This is a genomic window from Actinoalloteichus fjordicus, assembly GCF_001941625.1.
GTDB classification, from domain to species: domain Bacteria; phylum Actinomycetota; class Actinomycetes; order Mycobacteriales; family Pseudonocardiaceae; genus Actinoalloteichus_A; species Actinoalloteichus_A fjordicus.
Genome location: NZ_CP016076.1, coordinates 2790378 through 2808089 on the forward strand (window position 1 = coordinate 2790378; position 17712 = coordinate 2808089).

Below are 17712 nucleotides of genomic sequence, written 5' to 3' on the forward strand. Positions count from 1 at the left end.
GGGTGGGGAAGGGGCGTGCGATCGCCTCGGCATCGCCGCCGGGGCGTCTCGGCCGGTCCGGCGCGGAATCCACGTCGATGCCGATCGAGTGCGGGCCGGGACCAGCCGAGCGCCGCCGACCGGCGTGGTGCCGGGGCGGCCCGCGAACGGACCACGCCCGGCACCAGCCGGTATCAGCACGTGCTCAGCGCGGCGGCCCGCCGTCGGGCAGGGCTGCGGCGGCCGAGTCCACGATCCACAGGGTGCGCTGTCGTCCGGTGGCTCCCGCAGCGGGCACGGCGACCTCGTCGGCGCCCCGCATGGCCGCCGCGACGGCCTCGGCCTTGCCCGCCCCGGTCGTGATCAGCCACACCTGCGCCGAGGCGCGGATGGCGGGCAGGGTCAGGGAGATCCGGGTGGGCGGCGGCTTCGGACAGTCCCGCACCGCGACGACGCTGCGCTGCTGCTCGTGCACGGCGGGGGAGTCCGGGAAGATCGAGGCCGTGTGGCCTTCCTCCCCGACCCCGAGCAGGCAGACGTCGAAGGCGGGCACGGACTCGCCCTCCCATCGCCCGGCCGCCTCGGCCAGCACCTCGGCGTAGGCGGCCGCCGCCGCGTCGGGGTCGGCTCCCAGCGGCCCGTCGGAGGCGGCCATCGGGTGCACCCTGGCGGGGTCGATCGGCAGGTGATCCAGCAGTGCCTCTCGTGCCAGGGTCTCGTTGCGTTCGGCGTTTCCTGCGGGCAGGAATCGCTCGTCGCCCCAGTAGAAGTCGACCGCCGACCAGTCCACGGCGTCCCGAGCCAACGAGGTGCGCAGTGCGGCCAGCACCGCCCCGCCGGTGCGCCCCCCGGTGAGGACGAGCGACGCGCGCCCGCGTTCGGTCTGGGCGTCCACCAGCACCGTCACCAGCCGTGCCGCGACGGCATCGGCCAGCAGCTCTCCGGTCTGATGGACGACCAGTTCAGGCCTGCTCACCAGCGGTGTCCTCTCCGTTCTTCGCGGCCCTGCTCCTGCTGCGGGCCGCCGAGGTCGAGCCTCGCCTGCTGGGCTTGGGCTCGGCGATCCGCCGACCGGTGCGGGCGACGCCTGACGTGCTCGCCGTCGAGGAGGACGCCGAGGACGAGGACGTCGTCGTCCGGGTGCCCCCCGCCTTGGTCGTGGTCTTGCCGACCGGCTTGCCCGCAGTCGCCGACTTCGTCGACTTCACCGCCGCCGTCCGCGTGCGGCCTCCGGTGTTGCGCCGCCCGGACGCCGTCCCCGTCGCATGCCCCTCGACCTTCGGCAGCGCCTGCAGAGTCTGCGAGTAGATCTCGTCCGGGTCCAGCCTGCGCAGCTCCTCGATCAGGCAGTCTCGCATCGGCCGACGGTGCAGCGTGACCCTGCGGTCGGGCTGGCCGGGCTGGGTGAGCGTGGCGAACTGGCCGTCGGGCCGCTCCAGCTTGATCTGACCGGAGCGGCGTTGGAGCACCACCGAGACGATGCCTTGTCCGTCCTGGGACCGGACCCGCGTGACCGGCACGCCCAACGCCGAGGCCAGCCAGGCCGCCAGCAACGTCGTCGAGGGCGAGTCGGCACGGCCGGTGACGATCGCGGACTCCACCATCTCGTGCGGCGGCAGGTCCAGCGCCGTGGCGAGCAGCGCCCGCCACGACGTCAGTCGCGTCCAGGCCAGGTCGGTGTCGCCGTCGGCATAGACGGCGGCCCGATGTTCCAGGGCCTTGACGGGATTGCGCTCCGACTTCGCGTCGGTGATCCGCCGATGCGCCAGCCGACCGATCGGGTCCTCGGCAGGCACCTTCGGCGTCTCGTACGGCCACCAGGCGACCACGGGGGCGTCCGGCAGCAGCAGCGGGACCAGGCAGCTCGCGCCCTCGTCGGCGAGCGGACCATAGAGCCGCAGCATGATGACCTCGCTGGCCCCCGCATCGCCGCCGATCCGGATCTGGGCGTCCAGCCGAGCCGCAGCCCGGCGGGCGCCCTTGGCGATGAGCACGACACGGCAGGGATGCTCCCGACTGGCCTCGTTGGCTGCCGTGATCGCCTCCTCGGCCTGTGTTCCGTCGTCGGTGATGATGGCGAGGGTGAGGACCCGGCCGAGCGCGACGGCCCCGCCGGTCTCGCGCAGCTCGACGAGCTTCTTGTTGACCTGAGAAGTGGTTGTCGAGGGCAGGTCGATGATCACGGCCGCCTCCAGTGCCTTCCTGTTCTGGCGAGCATTCGGTCAGCGGAGGGCGGACCCCAGGTTCCCGCCGCGTAGGGCTCGGGAGTCCCCTCGGCGTGCCAGGACTCCAGTACCGGGTCGAGGATCCGCCAGGACAGCTCGACCTCCTCGTTCATCGGGAACAGCGAGGGCTCGCCCAGCAGCACGTCGAGCAGCAGCCGCTCGTAGGCCTCGGGGGAGTCCTCGGTGAAGGCGTGGCCGTACCCGAAGTCCATCGTGACGTCGCGGATCTGCATCGCGGTGCCCGGCACCTTCGAGCCGAAGCGCATCGTCACGCCCTCATCGGGCTGGACCCGGATGACCAGGGCGTTCTCGCCCAGCTCCTCGGTCGCGGTGGCGTCGAAGGGCAGATGGGGCGCCCGCTTGAACACCACGGCGATCTCGGTCACCCGCCTGCCGAGTCGCTTGCCGCTGCGCAGGTAGAACGGGACCCCGGCCCAGCGCCGCGTGTTGACCTCCATGGTCATCGCCGCGTAGGTCTCGGTCACCGAGTCGGAGGCGAAGCCGCCCTCGTTCAGCAGGCCGGGCACCTTCTGTCCGCCCTGCCAGCCGCCGGTGTACTGACCTCGGGCGGTCGTCTCGGCGAACGGCACCATCGGCCGCGTCGCCGCCAGCACCTTGACCTTCTCGGTGCGCAGCGCCCTGGGATGGAAGGAGACCGGCTCCTCCATCGCGGTTAGCGCCAGCAGTTGCAGAAGGTGGTTCTGGATGACGTCGCGGGCCGCGCCGATCCCGTCGTAGTACCCGGCCCGGCCGCCGAGGCCGATGTCCTCGGCCATGGTGATCTGCACGTGGTCGACGTAGTGCGCGTTCCACAGCGGCTCGAAGAGCTGATTGGCGAAGCGCAGAGCGAGGATGTTCTGCACCGTCTCCTTGCCGAGGTAGTGGTCGATGCGGAAGACCGACTCCTCGGGGAAGACCTCGTTGACGATCCGGTTGAGGTCCTGAGCGCTGTGCAGGTCATGACCGAAAGGCTTCTCGATCACCACCCGCCGCCATTGATCGGTGCTCGCCGTCGGATCGGACAGCCCCGAGCGGGCGAGCTGCCTGCACACCAGCGGAAACGCCTTCGGCGGCACCGAGAGGTAGAAGGCGTGGTTGCCGCCGGTGCCGCGCACCTCGTCCAGTTCGCGGACGGTCTCGGCGAGCCGGTCGAAGGCGACGTCGTCGTCGAAGCTGCCCTGGACGAAGCGCAGCCCTTCCCCCAACCGGTCCCAGACATCCTGCCGGAAGGGCGTCCTGGCGTGCTCCCGCACGGCATCGTGGACGACCTTGCGGAAGTCCTGGGTTGCCCACTCCCGCCGGGCGAAGCCGGTGAGGGCGAAGCCGGGCGGGAGCAGACCTCGGTTGGCGAGGTCGTAGATCGCGGGCATCAGCTTGCGCCGGGACAGGTCGCCGGTGACCCCGAAGATCACCAGACCGCAGGGACCGGCGATGCGGGGCAGTCGCTTGTCCCTGTCGTCGCGCAGGGGGTTGCGCCATTCCTTCCTGGTGACGCTCACCGGCTCACTCCCTGGACCGCCTCGGCCAGGCGGGCGAGTCCGGCGAGCCGGTCCGTCAGATGCAGCCGCAGCACCGGGCGACCCCGATCGGCCAGCACCGTGCCGTCGCCCAGCGCCTGGGCGAGTTGCAGCGTGGCCAGCGTGTAGGGCCGGTCCGGAACCGCCAGATCCTCCTCCGCCGCACCGGTGATCTGGAGGAACGCGCCGTTCTGGTGTCCGCCCTTGTGGTACTGGCCCGTGGAGTGCAGGAAGCGGGGACCCCACCCGAAGGTGGTCTGCACTCCGGTGTTCCTGGCCAGCTCGCGACGCAGCACCGCCGCCGACGCGTCCTGTTCGCGGTCCAGGTACGCCTGGAGCGACAGATAGCCCGTCTCGGGCACCGCCGCCACGAACGACGCGATCAGCTCGTCGAGGCCCGCGCCCTCCGGCGGCTGCCACGATCCCGCGACATAGGCCTCGACCGGCCCGTCGACCAGCAGCGGCGTCGGAGTCGCCGAGCCGTCCGACGAGTCGAGCAGCGACCGGGCGGCGGTCTTGGCCGCCTCCACGTCGGGCTGGTCGAAGGGATTGATGCCCAACAGCCTGCCCGCGATCGCGGTGGCGTACTCCCACAGCAGGAAGGACGCCCCCAGCGAGCCAGACACCGTCAGCGTCGCCGCCGAGTCCGGCGAGCCGAGGGCGACCGTGGTGGCGTCGTCGCCTGCATCGACGAAGCCCGGTGCCGAGACGTTCTCCACCACCACCGGCAGCAGACCGGTGCCGTTCTTCCCCGTCGACTCCGCGATGAGCTGCTCCGCCCAGTCCGCGAAGCCGGGCAGGCCGGAGTCGTTGTCGGCGAAGACGACCTTCTCCGCGCCACGCGCCAGCGCCGCGCCGAAGGCGCCTGCCAGCCGCAGCGCCGGGTTGTCCGGCTCGTCCTGGGCCAGCGTCGGGGCGGCCGAGGCGGCCTCGGCCAGCAGCCCGGCCACATCGGCCCCCGCCAGTCCGGCGGGCACCAGCCCGAAGGCGGTGAGCGCCGAGTACCGGCCGCCCACGTGCGGATCGGCGCGGAAGACATGCCGGTAGCCCGCCGCCCGAGCCGCCGTCTCCAGCGGCGACTCCGGGTCGGTGACCACGACGATCCGTGAGGCGGCCGGGATGCCCGCCGCCTCGAAGGCGTGCTCGAAGATCCGTCGATGGCTGTCGGTCTCCACGGTGGAGCCCGACTTGGAGGACACGACCAGCACCGTGCGGGACAGGTCGCCCGCCAGCGCGTCGGCCACCTGGCCGGGATCGGTGGTGTCCAGCACCGTCAGCGGCACGCCTGCGGCGGCGGTGATCACCTCGGGAGCCAGCGACGAGCCGCCCATCCCGGCCAGCACCACCCGATCGACGCCCTCGGCATGCAGCTCGCCGCGCAGGGCCGCGATCTCGCCCAGCAGGGGGCGGGAGGTCTTGGGCAGGGTCGTCCAGGCCAGTCGCACGGCGGCCTCGGACTCGGCGTCGGCTCCCCACAGCGTCGGATTGCCCGCCGTCAGCTCGCCTGCCACGGCCTCCGCCGCGAGCCGCTCGGCCAGCTCGCCTGCCTCCTGGGCCCACGGCCCGTCGGCGATCACGACCGACGGGGCCGCGTTGTTCACCTCGGTCATCGAGTGCTGTCCTTCGCCTTCGTCAACTGACCGCTCACGGTCTCCAGCAGCTCTTCCCAGGACTTCTCGAACTTGGCCACGCCCTCGTTCTCCAGCACGACGTAGACGTCGTCGATGTCCACGCCCTCCCTGGCCAGGGCGTCGAAGACCTCCTGAGAGGCGGACCCGGTGCCCCGCACCGTGTCGCCTGCGACCGTCGCGTGGTCCGCGGCGGCGAACAGCGTCTTCTCCGGCATGGTGTTGACCACGCCGGAGGTCACCAGCTCGTCGACATAGCGCGTGTCGGAGTAGGCCGGGTCCTTGACACCCGTGGACGCCCACAGCGGCCGCTGCGGACGAGCACCCTCCTCGGCGAGGGCCTGCCAGCGCTCCGAGCCGAAGACCTCCTCGTAGGCGGCGAACGCCAGCCGCGCATTGGCGATGGCGGCCTTGCCGCGCAGTGCCTCGGCGGCCGGGGAGCCCAGCGCGTCGAGCCGCTTGTCGACCTCGCTGTCCACCCTGGACACGAAGAAGGACGCCACCGACGTGATGGAGCGCAGGTCGTGGCCGTTGGCCTTGGCCTGCTCCAGTCCCTCGAGGTAGGCGTCCATGACCTCGCGGTAGCGGTCCACCGAGAAGATCAGCGTCACGTTCACGCTGATCCCGGCGGCCAGCGTGCGGGCGATGGCGGGCACGCCCTCGACGGTCGCCGGGATCTTGATGTAGAGGTTGGGTCGGTCGACCGCCTCCCACAGCGCCGCGGCCTCCGCCTCGGTCGCCGCGGTGTCATGGGCCAGCCGAGGGTCGACCTCGAGGGAGACCCGGCCGTCGACGCGGTCGGTGGCCTCCCAGGTCGGCCGGAAGACGTCACAGGCCCGCCTGACGTCCGAGGTGGTGATCTCATGGACGGCGGTCTCCACCGACGCGTCGCGGGCCGCCAGCTCGGCGACCTGCTCGTCGTAGGCGGTGCCCTTGGCGAGCGCGCCGGCGAAGATCGTCGGATTCGTGGTGACGCCGACGAGGTGGCGGTCTCGGATGAGCGTGTCGAGACTGCCGGAGTCCATCCGGTCACGGGACAGGTCGTCGAGCCAGATCGACACCCCTGCTTCGGACAATGCGGCCAGCGGGTCGTTGCTGCTCATCACTTCTCCTCGACTCTGGTCAGAGTGACGCGTGCGGCGGCCAGCACGGAGTCCGTGGTGAAGCCGAACTCGCGGAACAGCGTCTGGTAGTCGGCTGAGGCGCCGAAGTGCTCGATGGACACGATCACGCCGTCGGAACCGGCGAAGCGGTACCACGGCTGGGCGATGCCCGCCTCGACCACGACGCGCGCATGCAGCGAGGGCGGCAGGACGCTCTCGCGGTACTCCAGGTCCTGTGCCTCGAACCACTCCACCGAGGGCATCGACACGACGCGGGTCGGCACGCCCTCGGCCTGGAGGACCTCCCTGGCCTCCACGGCGATCTGCACCTCGGAGCCGGTGGCGATGAGGATCAGGCGCGGCTCGCCGCCCTCGGCCTCGGCCAGGACGTAGCCGCCCCGGCTGACGCCCTCCGTGGAGGTCCCCGCAAGGATCGGCAGGTTCTGCCTGCTGAGCACCAGGCCGACCGGGCCGTCGGGACGCTCCATGATCGTCCGCCAGGCCGCCGAGGTCTCGTTGGCGTCGGCGGGTCGCACGATCGTCAGGCCGGGGATCGCCCGCAGCGCGGCCAGGTGCTCGATCGGCTGGTGCGTCGGGCCGTCCTCGCCGAGGCCGATCGAGTCGTGCGTCCAGACGTAGACGGCGGGCGCCTTCATCAGAGCCGCCAGCCGGACTGCGGGGCGCATGTAGTCGCTGAACACCAGGAAGGTGCCGCCGTAGGGCCGGGTCGGTCCGTGTAGTGCGATGCCGTTGAGGATCGCGCCCATCGCGTGCTCCCGGACGCCGAAGTGCAGCGTGCGGCCGTACGGATGCGCGGTGAACTCCCTGGTGGAGGTGCTCGCAGGCCCGAAGGAGTCCGCACCCTTCATCGTCGTGTTGTTGCTCTCCGCGAGGTCGGCCGAGCCGCCCCACAGCTCCGGCAGCACCTCGGCCAGCGCGGCCAGCGTCTCGCCGGAGGCCTTGCGCGTCGCGATCCCCTTGGGGTCGGGCTCCCAGCTCGGCAGCTTCTCGGTCCAGCCCTCGGGCAGGACCCGCGCGCTGAGCCGTTCCAGCAGGGCCTTGCGCTCCGGCTCCCGCGCAGCCCAGGCGTCGAAGTACTGCTGCCATTCGGCGTGGGCCTTCGCGCCCCGATCCACCACCGCGCGGGCGTGCGCCAGCACCTCGTCGTCGACCTGGAAGGACCGTTCGGGGTCGAAGCCCAGGATTCGCTTGACCTCGGCCACCTCGTCCTCGCCCAGCGCGGCACCGTGCGCCTTGCCGGTGTTGGCCTTGTTCGGCGCGGGGAAGCCGATGACCGTGCGCAGCAGCACCAGTGAGGGTCTGCCGGTCTCGGCCTTGGCCCTCTCCAGCGCCGCGAGGATGTCCGTGACGTTCTCGCCGCCGTTGACGACCTCGACGTGCCAGCCGTAGGCCTCGTAGCGCTTCGCGGTGTCCTCGGACAGCGCGATCGTCGTGTCGTCCTCGATGGAGATCTTGTTGTCGTCGTAGATCACGACGAGGTTGCCGAGTTGCTGGTGTCCGGCCAGCGAGGAGGCCTCCGAGGTGACGCCCTCCTCGATGTCGCCGTCCGAGGCGATCACGAAGATCTGATGGTCGAACGGGCTCTGGCCGAACTCGGGCGTCGGGTCGAACAGACCGCGCTCCCGCCGGGCGGCCATGGCCATGCCCACCGCGGAGGCCAGCCCCTGTCCCAACGGGCCGGTGGTGATCTCGACGCCGGGGGTGTGCCGGTGCTCAGGATGGCCCGGCGTGTTGGACCCCCACTTGCGCAACGCCTTCAGGTCGTCCAGCTCCAGCCCGTAACCGGACAGGAAGAGCTGGATGTAGAGGGTCAGACTGCTGTGACCTGCGGACAGCACGAAGCGGTCCCGGCCGATCCAGTCTGCGTCGGTCGGGTCGTGGCGCATCACTCGTTGGAAGAGCGCATAGGCGACAGGCGCCAGGCTCATCGCGGTGCCGGGATGCCCGTTCCCCGTGCGTTGCACGGCATCGGCGGCCAGCACTCGAATGGTGTCGACCGCGCGCCGGTCCGCCTCCGACCAGTCGGCGGGCAGGTGGGGCGTGGTCAGGCGGCTCAGATCGTCGCTCACGGACAAGGAATCTGCTCCTGTTTCGCTCGTCAAGCGGGCTGTACCGGAGGGCACCCGAGTACCTCAGCACTTTCTGGGGATCACGCCTCCGCTCACGCAGCCCTTCGTCCGCCGACCAGCCTAGTCCGGCCGGACGCGAACGCAGGGTTCCGTGTCGGGGCCCGCCGCGGCGGCCTTGGTCACTTTCGCCTGGACGTTCGCCCGGCAGCGTCCCCCAGGCACGGTCCCGAGGCGGTCGTCGATCCGCGGAATGGTCGACTGCGGAGCCTGCGGACGGCGGGGATCGCCTCCCGCCGGTCCGGCGAGCCGTTCGCGGCCGGTCCGGTGGAGCGTTCCGAGCCGTCCCGAGCCGGACGAAAGGGGCGAAGCGCTAGGTCAGGGCGGCTTCGCGCTCCGGTCGTGAACCCGGTGGGCGGGGCGATCAGGTAGCGCGGCTACCATTCGGGCGGCCCAGTTGTCCAGGGCCGCGAACCACGCTGCTAAGGAGTCTCATGTCGTCGGCGAGCACTGTGGGAGTCACCCGGTGAGCACCGTCGTCACCGAGAATCCGCCCCGGTCCATCGGATCCGTCCTCCGCGCGTACGTCGCGCTCACCAAGCCGAGGGTCGTCGAGCAGCTCCTCGTCACCACGATCCCGGCGATGCTGCTGGCCCAGCGTGGCGTCCCCTCCCTGTGGCTGGTGCTGGCGACGCTGGTCGGCGGAACGATGGCCGCTGCCAGCGCGAACGCGTTGAACTGCGTCATCGACGCCGACATCGACGCCGTCATGAAGCGCACCAGCACTCGCCCGCTGGTCCGGTCCCAGGTGTCTCCGCGCAACGCGCTGATCTTCGCCGTCACGCTCGGCCTCGGCTCGTTCGGCTTCCTGTGGCTCACGACGAACCTGCTGGCCGCCGTGCTCGCGGTGGCCACGATCCTGTTCTACGTCCTCGTGTACACGATGGTGCTCAAGCGCCGCACGGCGCAGAACATCATCTGGGGCGGCGCGGCGGGCTGCATGCCCGTCGTGATCGGCTGGTCCGCGGTCACGGGCACGGTGGAGTGGCCTGCGCTGGTGATGTTCGGCGTGATCTTCTTCTGGACGCCGCCGCACACCTGGGCACTGGCGATGCGTTTCCGGGAGGACTACAAGCGGGCAGGCGTGCCGATGCTGCCTGCCGTGGCGCCCGCCGAGTACGTGTCGCGACAGATCGTGATCTTCAGCTGGGTGATGGTCGTCTGGACCCTGCTCCTGGTCCCCGCCGCGAGTTGGATCTACCTCGCGTTGGCCGTCGTGAGCGGCGCGTGGTTCCTGATCTCGGCGCATCGACTGCACCTCGGTGTGCGCCGTGGCGTCGAGGTGCGGCCGATGCGCCTGTTCCACCTGTCCAACACCTATCTGATGGCGTTGTTCGTGGGGTTGGCGGTCGACTCGGTGATCGGTTGGCCCGCGTTCGGCTGGACCTTCAGCTTCTGAGCCTCGGTAGCGTCGCTCCGCCGCGCGGGGGTGGTCCCGCCCTGCCGGGCGGGGGCGGTGGCCCATGCCCAGCGGTCGACGGCGGCGTCGGCCAGCAGTTCGGCCCACTTCCGCACGCCGACGGCCGAGGGATGGAAGCCGTCCGAGGCGAAGAATCCCGCTCCGTCGATCAGGCGTGGCGAGACGGCGACATGTCGTCCGTTCGCCGCCTGTAGGACTGCGGCGTAGATCCGGTCCAGCAGCGCGGCATAGGCGGCCAGCATCGTCCGCAGCGGGTTGGGCAGGGTGGGGAAGCGACTGAACGGCGGAAGGCCCGCCGCCAACGTCGGCACCGCGCCGAACCGGTGGCGCACGGCGCTGACCAGCGCGGTGGTGTCTCGTCGCCAGGCTGCGGGCGGGCGAAGGGCGGTGACGTCGTTGACGCCGAGTGAGAGGACCACCAGGTCCGGCCGCCAGCCTGCATCGTCCAGCTCGGGCAGCAGGTCGGCGTGCGCCTGCCGTGCCGTCGCACCCGGTCTGGCCGCCAGCCGCCAGTGGACGTCGCGACCCGTGCGGACGGCGAGTGCCTCGGCGAGCTGCGGCGCCAGCGAGTCCCGGATGTCCGCCAGTCCGACGCCTGCCCCGGTGGAGTCGCCGAGCACGGCCACCCGCAGCGCGGGACCCGCGCCGGGGGAGCGGCCTCGTCGCGGACCGTCGGCCGCAGGCAGCCGAGGGATCTCCTCGCGGATGCGCCTGCCCTGCGCGACGACCAGGCCGAATAACACGGCCGTCGCGGTTCCGGCGGCGAGGGCCGCCGTCCTGACGACTCTCATCGGGGCTCCTAATATTCTCGATTAAACTAGTCAACTATTTGAGTATGAGAGACGATCATAATGGCCCTTCGTCATGCCGTCCTCGCCGCGCTGGCGGATCGCAGGCTCTCGGCTTATGAACTCGCCCGGCGATTCGACGTGACCGTTGCTCACTTCTGGCACGCCACCGCGCAGCAGCTCTCCGTCGAGCTGGCGAGGATGGAGGCCGCCTGCCTCGTCGTCGGTCACGAGGTCGTCCGGGATCGACGGCCCACCAAGCGGGTTTTCACGATCGCGTCTGCGGGTGCTGACGAGCTGGCGGCCTTCATCGAAAGGCCGACCCGGCCCACCGCGATCAAGGACGACCTGACGGTGGCCGTGCACGCGGCCGAGTTCGGCTCGTCTGCCGCCGTGCTGCGTGACCTGGCTGAACGCCGGGAACAGGCCGAGGTCAAGCTGGCCGACTTCCACGGGATGGCCCGCGAGATGCTGGCCGGGCGGACCGAGGAGGAGTACCTCGAGACCGCTGAACGGATCGGTCCCTACCTGGCGCTCCGCCGGGGAATCGCGTTCGAGGAGCAGACCGCGGCCTGGTGCGAGTCCACCGCGCACGCCCTGTCCCGGCGGCTCGACCGGGCCCGCCGGGGAACTTAGCGTGACTAAAGGATTCCCCCGTCTGGCCGCAGAATCCGACCGCGACGCTGCCTAGCCTGTGACTGGCGACTCACCCGGATCTCACCTCGGCAGCCCGCGCCGAGGCCGCGGCGCCGGGCAGGCGGAGGTCTTTCCATGCGTGTGCGGCACATCGGGATCGGGCGACGAGCGGTGGTCACGGCCACCATGGCGGCCTTACTGGCCTCGTCGGGGGCGCTGACCGCCCAGGCGGCGGTCGCCGACGGCGTGGGAGGGCCCGGCGGGCCCGCCCGAGTCGAACCGATCGACCCGCAGAGCTGGGTCAATCCCGAGGACATGACCTGGGAGGACTACCGGGCGGTGCCCGGCACCACGTGGGCCGACCCCTCGCTGGTGCCCACCGAGCAGACCTTCCGGGGCGCGCTCGTCCTCGCCGACTATCCCGATCAGGACTTCGTCGTCACCCGGCCCGCCGGGTCGACGGTGTTCGGCAACCCGGACGCGCTCGCCGCCGACGTCCCGCGCGAGGACGTCGCCGAGTTCTACGAGGGCTTCCTCAACAGCCCTGGCGAGCTCAACCGGGGCCACACGATCAACGAGTACTGGATGGAGGACTCCCGAGGGCGCTTCGGCGTGGAGCTCACCGGGTTCGGCCCGTACCGGCTGCCGGGGCAGTCCTTCGAGTACGGGATCGACATGCAGGGTCCCGAATTCTGTCCGGCAGGCTACTCGTGCGATCGCGACCTGCGGACCGACGCGGGCGCCGCCTGGCGAGCCGAGGTCGGCGACCAGGTTCCCGAGGGCTTCGACTTCGTCTTCTTCCTCAGCGCGGGCCAGGACGAGTCGTCCACCTGGCAGGAGTTCGGCGAGATGATGTTCCAGAATCGCGAGGACGTCCCGGACGAGTTCGGCCCGCCGGACCCTGACCTGCCCAACTGGTCGGACACCCGCTACGTCGACTGGACCTCGTGGCGCGCGGCGGCGGGCATCTGGCCCAACGCGCGGGCGGGCTCCTCCACCCAGGCCGAGAGCTCCGGCCAGGGCGTCTACGCCCACGAGCTGAGCCACATCCTGGGCATCGGCGACAACTACAACAACCCCTTCGCCGATCCGCCGATCCGCTCCTACAGCGGTCTCTGGGACATGATGAGCCGAGGCACCTTCAACGGACCCGGCGGCACCCATACGCGATGGCTGATCCCGCCGACCTCGGGCAGCGCGATGGGCGCGCATCACATGGTGCGCAACAAGCTCCAGCTCGGCCTGATCGACGAGTCCGAGGTGCTGCGCGTCGACGGCGGCGACCTGGCCGAGAGCGGTCTGGTCGTCGCCGAGGTCACCGCCCGCGCCGCCGAGCCGACGGGCGATGCGGTGACGGGACTGAACGTGGTGCTGCCCGACGGTGACCTCTCGCCGCCCTGCGATCAGCGGACCGACCCGCTGTGCGACGGCGGTGGCTACCAGAACTACACCCTGGAGGTCGTCGACCGGATGGGCAGTGACTCCTTTGCCCCCGACAGCGGGGTGCTGCTGGCCAAGACGAAGGATGAGGACCGGGCGCCCTTCATCTGGGTGATCGACGCCAACCCCGAGGACATCGGGCTGGTCGACTTCTACCGGCCCGACGGCACACCAGCGATGGTCACGGTCGGCGATGCACGGCAGCTCGCCGACGCACTGTTCAAGGCGGGCACCGGCTCCGGCAGCCTTGCCGAGCACGTCGACGAGGCCAACCGTCTGCATTTCTACGTCCTGGGTCTGCGACGCGACGAGGACGAGGTCCTGTCCTACACCGTCGCGGTGCGGTCGCTGGACGGCGACGGCCCGCACCGCAGGGGACTGTCGCTTCGCCCCGCCCGCGCCGCACAGACCGAGGACGGGATCGCCCGCTGTTCGTTCCCGCTGCGCAACACCGGGGAGGCGGCGGCGGAGCACGGCGGCGACGTCTACCGGCTCAGCGCGGCCACCGGAGCGCAGGGCTGGTCGGTGCGGCTGCCCGCCGAGCTGGCGGCGGCGGCACCGGGGGAGACCGTGGACGTCGGGGTGATCGCGACGGCCGACCGCGACGCCGCCCGGACCGGCGAGGTCACGCTGACCGCCGTGTCGGAGAGCGATCCGGAGCAGACGCAGACCGCGCGCTGCCGGGTCATCCGCTCTCGATGAGCCGTGACCACGGGCCTGCCCGCTGCTCGACGCCTGCCGGACTCGGCGCGGCGTCGGGACGCGCCCCGGCCCGGTTCTCCGCACTCCTCCTCGCGCTCGCCTGCCTCGCCGGGTGCGGGGCCGAGGAGGCGATCCCGGCTGCGGCGTCCTCGGGGGCCGACGGCGAGAGGCTGACCGTGCGGGTGCTGCTGCGCGACGGCGTCTTCCGGGCGCCCGGCGCGGAATGCTCCGGGACGGCCTCGATGGCCGACCTGCACGCCACCGCGCCGTTCCGGCTCCTCGACGACGAGGATCGGCTGCTGGCCGAGGGGGAGCTGCCGGCAGGCCGGGCCGTCTCGGCGGTGGAAGCGGAGTTGGACGCGGCACTGGACGAGGACACCGCTCCGCGCCGACCCACGTTCTGCGAGGTGACGGTGACGGTGACCGCGCCGTCGTCGCCGAGTTACCGACTCGCCGTCGCCGACCGGGAACCGCTGCCGCTCACCGCCGCCGAGGATGACCAGTGGGTTACCGCTCTGCCTTGATCAGCACCTTTTGGCCGCCGATACCGGCCGGACCGGAGATCCGTTCGTGCCCAGCCGGGACGTCCACCGGGGCGCCTTCGACGGGCGGGCCAGCCGGGCGGCGACCGGTCGGCGTCGCCCCGGCCGATCGCCGCAGCAGGCCGGGCAGGCGGACCCGGTCCGGCGAGGCCGCCGGCTCGGAACCACCCCGCCCGACAGAGAGGATGCACCGCGTGCGGATGTCCCCCGACCGCCTGCCGCCCTGCGTAGTCGCGGCGAGCGCTGCCCCGTTCTCGCCGCCGTGGAGCACCGGGGCGCGGACATGACCGCCCTCGATGCGCCGCCTCGCACCCGACGTCTCCTCGGCACGCTGGTCGCCGCCCTGTTCGCCGTGTCGGCCTGTGACCCCGGCGCGGCCCGGGACGGGGTCGCCCCTGGCGGCGCCGATCGACTGCCGGGACCCGTCGCCGAGGAGATCCGCTACCACGAGCCCGAGGCGGCTCCCGCCGCGCCCGATCTGGAGCTGACGCTGCTCGACGGTGCCGAGATCGGCCTGTCGACGCTGTGGGACGACCGCCCGGTGGTGCTGGTCTTCTTCAGCTCCTGGTGTGCGACGTGCGCCGATCAGCAGCAGGCGCTCTCGGACCTGGCCGAGGTGCACGGCGATGCGGTGTCGTTCGTCGGGGTCGCGAGCCGCGACGACCCCGCCGCCGTCACGGACTTCCTCGTCGAGCACGAGGTGCCCTATCCCGTCGCGGTGGACGCCGACCGTGCGGCGGCGCGACACTACGCCGCCGAGGAGCCGCCGCTGATCGCGGTGATCGGTCGGGGCGGCGGCCTGCTGCGCGGGATTCCGGGCGGCGTGGCCGATCCGGCGAGGGCCGAGGAGCTCGACGCGGAGCTGTCGGCGCTCTACCGCCGGGGCTGAGCCCCGGTCGATTCCGCCTGCCAGGGCGCGCATCCTCTCCCTCGATGCGGGTCCGCTGCCCGCCCGCCGAAAGAAGCCGGAGCGGGCGTCGTCGGCTGATCCGAGCCGTCCGACACTCCGGACTCGCCACAGCCGGGCACCGGCCGGGCCGCCGTGCGCCGCGCGGCGTGTCATCGGCGGCGATCCCGCGCTCGTTCGGGCCGCCGCCGATCGACCCTGCGCTGCCAGGACGCGATTTGACAATTCGTCAAGTCCGGAGAGTGTCGGTGCCGACCGGCGACCGCCTTGTGAATCGACACGGCAGCCGCGATTCTGAATCCGGCACGGCGTCGAGGACGATGTCCGAGTCCGTGGTGAGACGTCAATCAGAATGGAGGGTCCGCCGCTCGAAGAATGATCGATGGCGATCTCCCTTCGGCTGTTCCCAGGGTGAACTCACCATTCATCTCAGCAAGGCGATCGACGGTCGATGCTGGTCAAGTCGGTTACGACGAAGCGAACACCGACTTTTTCGGGATCGCGACCGAGTCGGATGACGGCCTTTCCCTCGCCGCCTGACTCGTCGTCCGGTCGATCGCAGTCGGCAATCAGTGAATTCCTGCCCATGTCGAGCATGGGCAGCCTCTCTCGCGCAGATCAGGAGAATTCGTGACCATTCAAGAAGGCGTGTCGTCGGTCGCCTCGGGGCATTCCGGTGCCGACGTCGACACTGCGGTGGACAGCCAGGAGCGGAGACAGTTCTGGATTCTGCTCGTCACCATGGCGGGCACCTTCCTCGCGTTGCTCGACTCCTTCATCGTCAACGTCGCCATCCCGTCGATCCAACGCGACCTGGGGGCGAACCTCGCCGAGATCCAGCTCATCGTCGGCGGCTACACGCTCGTCTACGGTCTGCTGCTCATCACCGGCGGCAGGCTCGGTGACATCCGCGGTTACCGGCCCACCTTCATCGTCGGCGTCCTGGTGTTCATCGTCGCGTCGGCGGCCTGTGCGCTGGCGTCGAGTCCCGGTGCGCTCATCGCATTCCGCGTCGCGCAGGGCGTCGGCGCCGCGCTGTTCTATCCGCAGGTGCTCTCCATCCTGCAGACCGCGTTCAGCGGTCGGCGGCGGACGATGGCCTTCGGCGTCTTCGGGGCGACCATCGGCCTCGCCTCGATCGCCGGACAGGTCCTGGGCGGCATCCTGACCAGCGCCGACCTGTTCGGACTCGGGTGGCGGACGATCTTCTTGATCAACGTGCCGGTCGGCCTGCTCGCGGTGGTCGGTGCGTGGCGGGTGCTGCCCCGCACGCGATCGGACTCCCCGCCCCGCCTCGACCTCGTCGGCTCGGTGATCGTCAGCGTGGCGTTGGGCATGCTGGTCCTGCCGTTGGTGATCGGCCGGGAGATCGGCTGGCCGGTCTGGACGACGGTGCTGCTCGCGGCCTCCGTGCCCGCCCTGATCGGTTACGTGGCCTGGGAGAACCGGGTGGCCCGACGCGGCGGCGATCCGCTCACCGATCCGGCGTTGTTCCGCAGCGGACCCTTCGCGGCGGGCTCGGGTATCGCGCTGGCCTTCTTCTCGGGCAACGCCGCCCTCTTCCTGCTGCTGACGCTGGAGTTGCAGACCGGGCTGGGCATGTCGGCGCTCGGGGCGGGACTGGTCTTCGTCCCGCTGTCGGCGGCCTTCATGATCTCCTCCGTCGTCGCGCCGAGGCTGACACCCCGGTTCGGCAACGGCGTCCTCACCTTCGGCTACGTGCTCAATGCGGCGGGGACCGCGCTGCTGATCGGGACCTCGGCGGTGCTGGGTCCGGACCTCACCGGGCCCGCGATGATCCCCAGCCTCATCCTGATCGGCTTCGGCCAAGGGCTCGGCGTGAGCCCGCTGCTGGGCGCGGTGCTCAGCGCCGTGCCGCCGAGGGAGGCGGGCGCCGCCTCCGGCGTGATGGAGACCCTCATCCAGATCGCGATGTCGTTGGGCATCGCCGTGATCGGGCTGATCTTCTTCACGCTGCTCGGCCCGGTCGAGGGCGTGGTCGACCCCGCGCACGCCACGCGGGCCTTCACCCTGGCGCTGATCGCGAACCTCGTGGTCGCGCTGATCGCGATCCCGCTGACCCGGCGGCTGCCTCCCATGCGGCGAGCCGGGGGCTGAGCGTCCGGGCGTGGGGCCGATCGAGTCGATGGGCGGGGACACGATGCCGTCGTGCTCCGCCCACCGGGACAGGCCGCAGGGTCGAGCGGAGTCGGGGGGCACCGTTCGAGACACCCGATCGCCGAGTGGGATGCGCCTGGCTGGTGCTGAGAACGCCTCGGCACCATCCTAGCCAAGAGTCTTAACTCAATTTGCGAGAGGCTGGAAATTTTAATAGAAATCTGTCGAAATCTTTGATAAGGGCGAGCTCGAGGCTGCCGTCGAATGGGTGATTCCTCCTGAGGGGGTGTACTCTATTCGTGTGATCTGTGTCGTTTGCTCTTCCCTTCTGGGTGATTCACAATCAGGATTGATGTTGCGCTGATATTAAATGGAAGGAATTCGTGATGACGTTGTCGAGTAGACCTGTTAGAGCGCTGATTGGGCTGATGGTGGTCGTGCTTATTCAGTTAGGTTCTTTTTCTCAGGCGGCCGCGTCGTCGCCGGATGAGCTGGGTCACGCGTACGAGCAGGAATTGATGCAGACTCAAGCGTGTGGAAATAGTGAATTTGGTCCGGTG

At 70.8% G+C, this 17712-nt stretch carries 13 protein-coding genes; 6 read left to right on the forward strand and 7 right to left on the reverse strand.

Annotated elements, in window-relative coordinates; all coding sequences use genetic code 11:
• Positions 1-184: 184 nt before the first annotated feature.
• From pgl to tkt, 6 genes are read right to left on the reverse strand one after another with little or no spacing between them, the layout of a single operon-like run.
• Entirely contained in the window at positions 185-955 is a 771-nt protein-coding gene (gene pgl / locus UA74_RS12485; RefSeq protein ID WP_075740396.1) for a 6-phosphogluconolactonase, read from the reverse strand.
• The gene (gene opcA, locus UA74_RS12490) at positions 942-2162 is read right to left on the reverse strand and encodes a glucose-6-phosphate dehydrogenase assembly protein OpcA (RefSeq protein WP_075740397.1); all 1221 of its coding nucleotides are present in this window, start codon (positions 2160-2162) and stop codon (positions 942-944) included. The genes pgl and opcA overlap by 14 nt, the downstream gene beginning before the upstream one ends.
• On the reverse strand, positions 2159-3703 hold the full coding sequence (zwf, locus tag UA74_RS12495) for a glucose-6-phosphate dehydrogenase (RefSeq protein WP_075740398.1): 1545 nt from the start codon (positions 3701-3703) through the stop codon (positions 2159-2161). Before zwf ends, opcA begins: the two co-directional genes overlap by 4 nt.
• On the reverse strand, positions 3700-5331 hold the full coding sequence (locus UA74_RS12500; RefSeq protein WP_075740399.1) for a glucose-6-phosphate isomerase: 1632 nt from the start codon (positions 5329-5331) through the stop codon (positions 3700-3702). Before UA74_RS12500 ends, zwf begins: the two co-directional genes overlap by 4 nt.
• The gene (tal, locus tag UA74_RS12505; RefSeq protein ID WP_075740400.1) at positions 5328-6452 is read right to left on the reverse strand and encodes a transaldolase; all 1125 of its coding nucleotides are present in this window, start codon (positions 6450-6452) and stop codon (positions 5328-5330) included. Before tal ends, UA74_RS12500 begins: the two co-directional genes overlap by 4 nt.
• Positions 6452-8548 (reverse strand): transketolase, encoded by a 2097-nt coding sequence (tkt, locus tag UA74_RS12510; RefSeq protein ID WP_075740401.1) that lies wholly within the window; start codon positions 8546-8548, stop codon positions 6452-6454. Before tkt ends, tal begins: the two co-directional genes overlap by 1 nt.
• A 517-nt stretch (positions 8549-9065) precedes the next feature.
• Between tkt and UA74_RS12515 the strand changes: the two genes are divergently transcribed.
• Positions 9066-9998, forward strand: coding sequence for a heme o synthase (locus UA74_RS12515; RefSeq protein ID WP_075740402.1), 933 nt, complete (start codon positions 9066-9068; stop codon positions 9996-9998).
• Here UA74_RS12515 and UA74_RS12520 read toward each other — a convergent pair.
• Positions 9917-10810 carry an SGNH/GDSL hydrolase family protein gene (locus UA74_RS12520; protein WP_075740403.1) on the reverse strand — a complete coding sequence of 298 codons (894 nt, stop codon included), beginning with the start codon at positions 10808-10810 and terminating at the stop codon, positions 9917-9919. The two genes, UA74_RS12515 and UA74_RS12520, sit on opposite strands and share 82 nt — an antisense overlap.
• A gap of 60 nt (positions 10811-10870) precedes the next feature.
• Here UA74_RS12520 and UA74_RS12525 point away from each other — a divergent pair, with 60 nt between their 5' ends.
• The 5 genes from UA74_RS12525 to UA74_RS12550 all read left to right on the forward strand — a co-directional run bounded on the left by UA74_RS12525 (position 10871) and on the right by UA74_RS12550 (position 17152).
• Positions 10871-11443 carry a PadR family transcriptional regulator gene (locus UA74_RS12525; RefSeq protein ID WP_075740404.1) on the forward strand — a complete coding sequence of 191 codons (573 nt, stop codon included), beginning with the start codon at positions 10871-10873 and terminating at the stop codon, positions 11441-11443.
• Positions 11444-11629: 186 nt separating this feature from the next.
• Positions 11630-13585 (forward strand): M6 family metalloprotease domain-containing protein, encoded by a 1956-nt coding sequence (locus tag UA74_RS12530; protein WP_075743730.1) that lies wholly within the window; start codon positions 11630-11632, stop codon positions 13583-13585.
• Entirely contained in the window at positions 13582-14109 is a 528-nt protein-coding gene (locus UA74_RS12535; protein ID WP_075740405.1) for a hypothetical protein, read from the forward strand. The genes UA74_RS12530 and UA74_RS12535 overlap by 4 nt, the downstream gene beginning before the upstream one ends.
• 301 nt (positions 14110-14410) lie before the next feature.
• Positions 14411-15016, forward strand: coding sequence for a TlpA family protein disulfide reductase (locus tag UA74_RS32785; RefSeq protein WP_075764406.1), 606 nt, complete (start codon positions 14411-14413; stop codon positions 15014-15016).
• 648 nt (positions 15017-15664) lie between these two features.
• Positions 15665-17152, forward strand: coding sequence for an MFS transporter (locus UA74_RS12550; protein WP_075740407.1), 1488 nt, complete (start codon positions 15665-15667; stop codon positions 17150-17152).
• Positions 17153-17712 lie beyond the last annotated feature (560 nt).

Excerpts from the sequence above, each read along its gene's own strand:
- UA74_RS12500 (WP_075740399.1), bottom strand. The coding sequence starts at position 5,331 with ATGACCGAGGTGAACAACGCGGCCCCGTCGGTCGTGATCGCCGACGGG.
- tal (WP_075740400.1), bottom strand. The coding sequence starts at position 6,452 with ATGAGCAGCAACGACCCGCTGGCCGCATTGTCCGAAGCAGGGGTGTCG.
- UA74_RS12520 (WP_075740403.1), bottom strand. The coding sequence starts at position 10,810 with ATGAGAGTCGTCAGGACGGCGGCCCTCGCCGCCGGAACCGCGACGGCC.
- UA74_RS12525 (WP_075740404.1), top strand. The coding sequence starts at position 10,871 with ATGGCCCTTCGTCATGCCGTCCTCGCCGCGCTGGCGGATCGCAGGCTC.
- UA74_RS12530 (WP_075743730.1), top strand. The coding sequence starts at position 11,630 with ATGGCGGCCTTACTGGCCTCGTCGGGGGCGCTGACCGCCCAGGCGGCG.
- UA74_RS12535 (WP_075740405.1), top strand. The coding sequence starts at position 13,582 with ATGAGCCGTGACCACGGGCCTGCCCGCTGCTCGACGCCTGCCGGACTC.
- UA74_RS32785 (WP_075764406.1), top strand. The coding sequence starts at position 14,411 with ATGACCGCCCTCGATGCGCCGCCTCGCACCCGACGTCTCCTCGGCACG.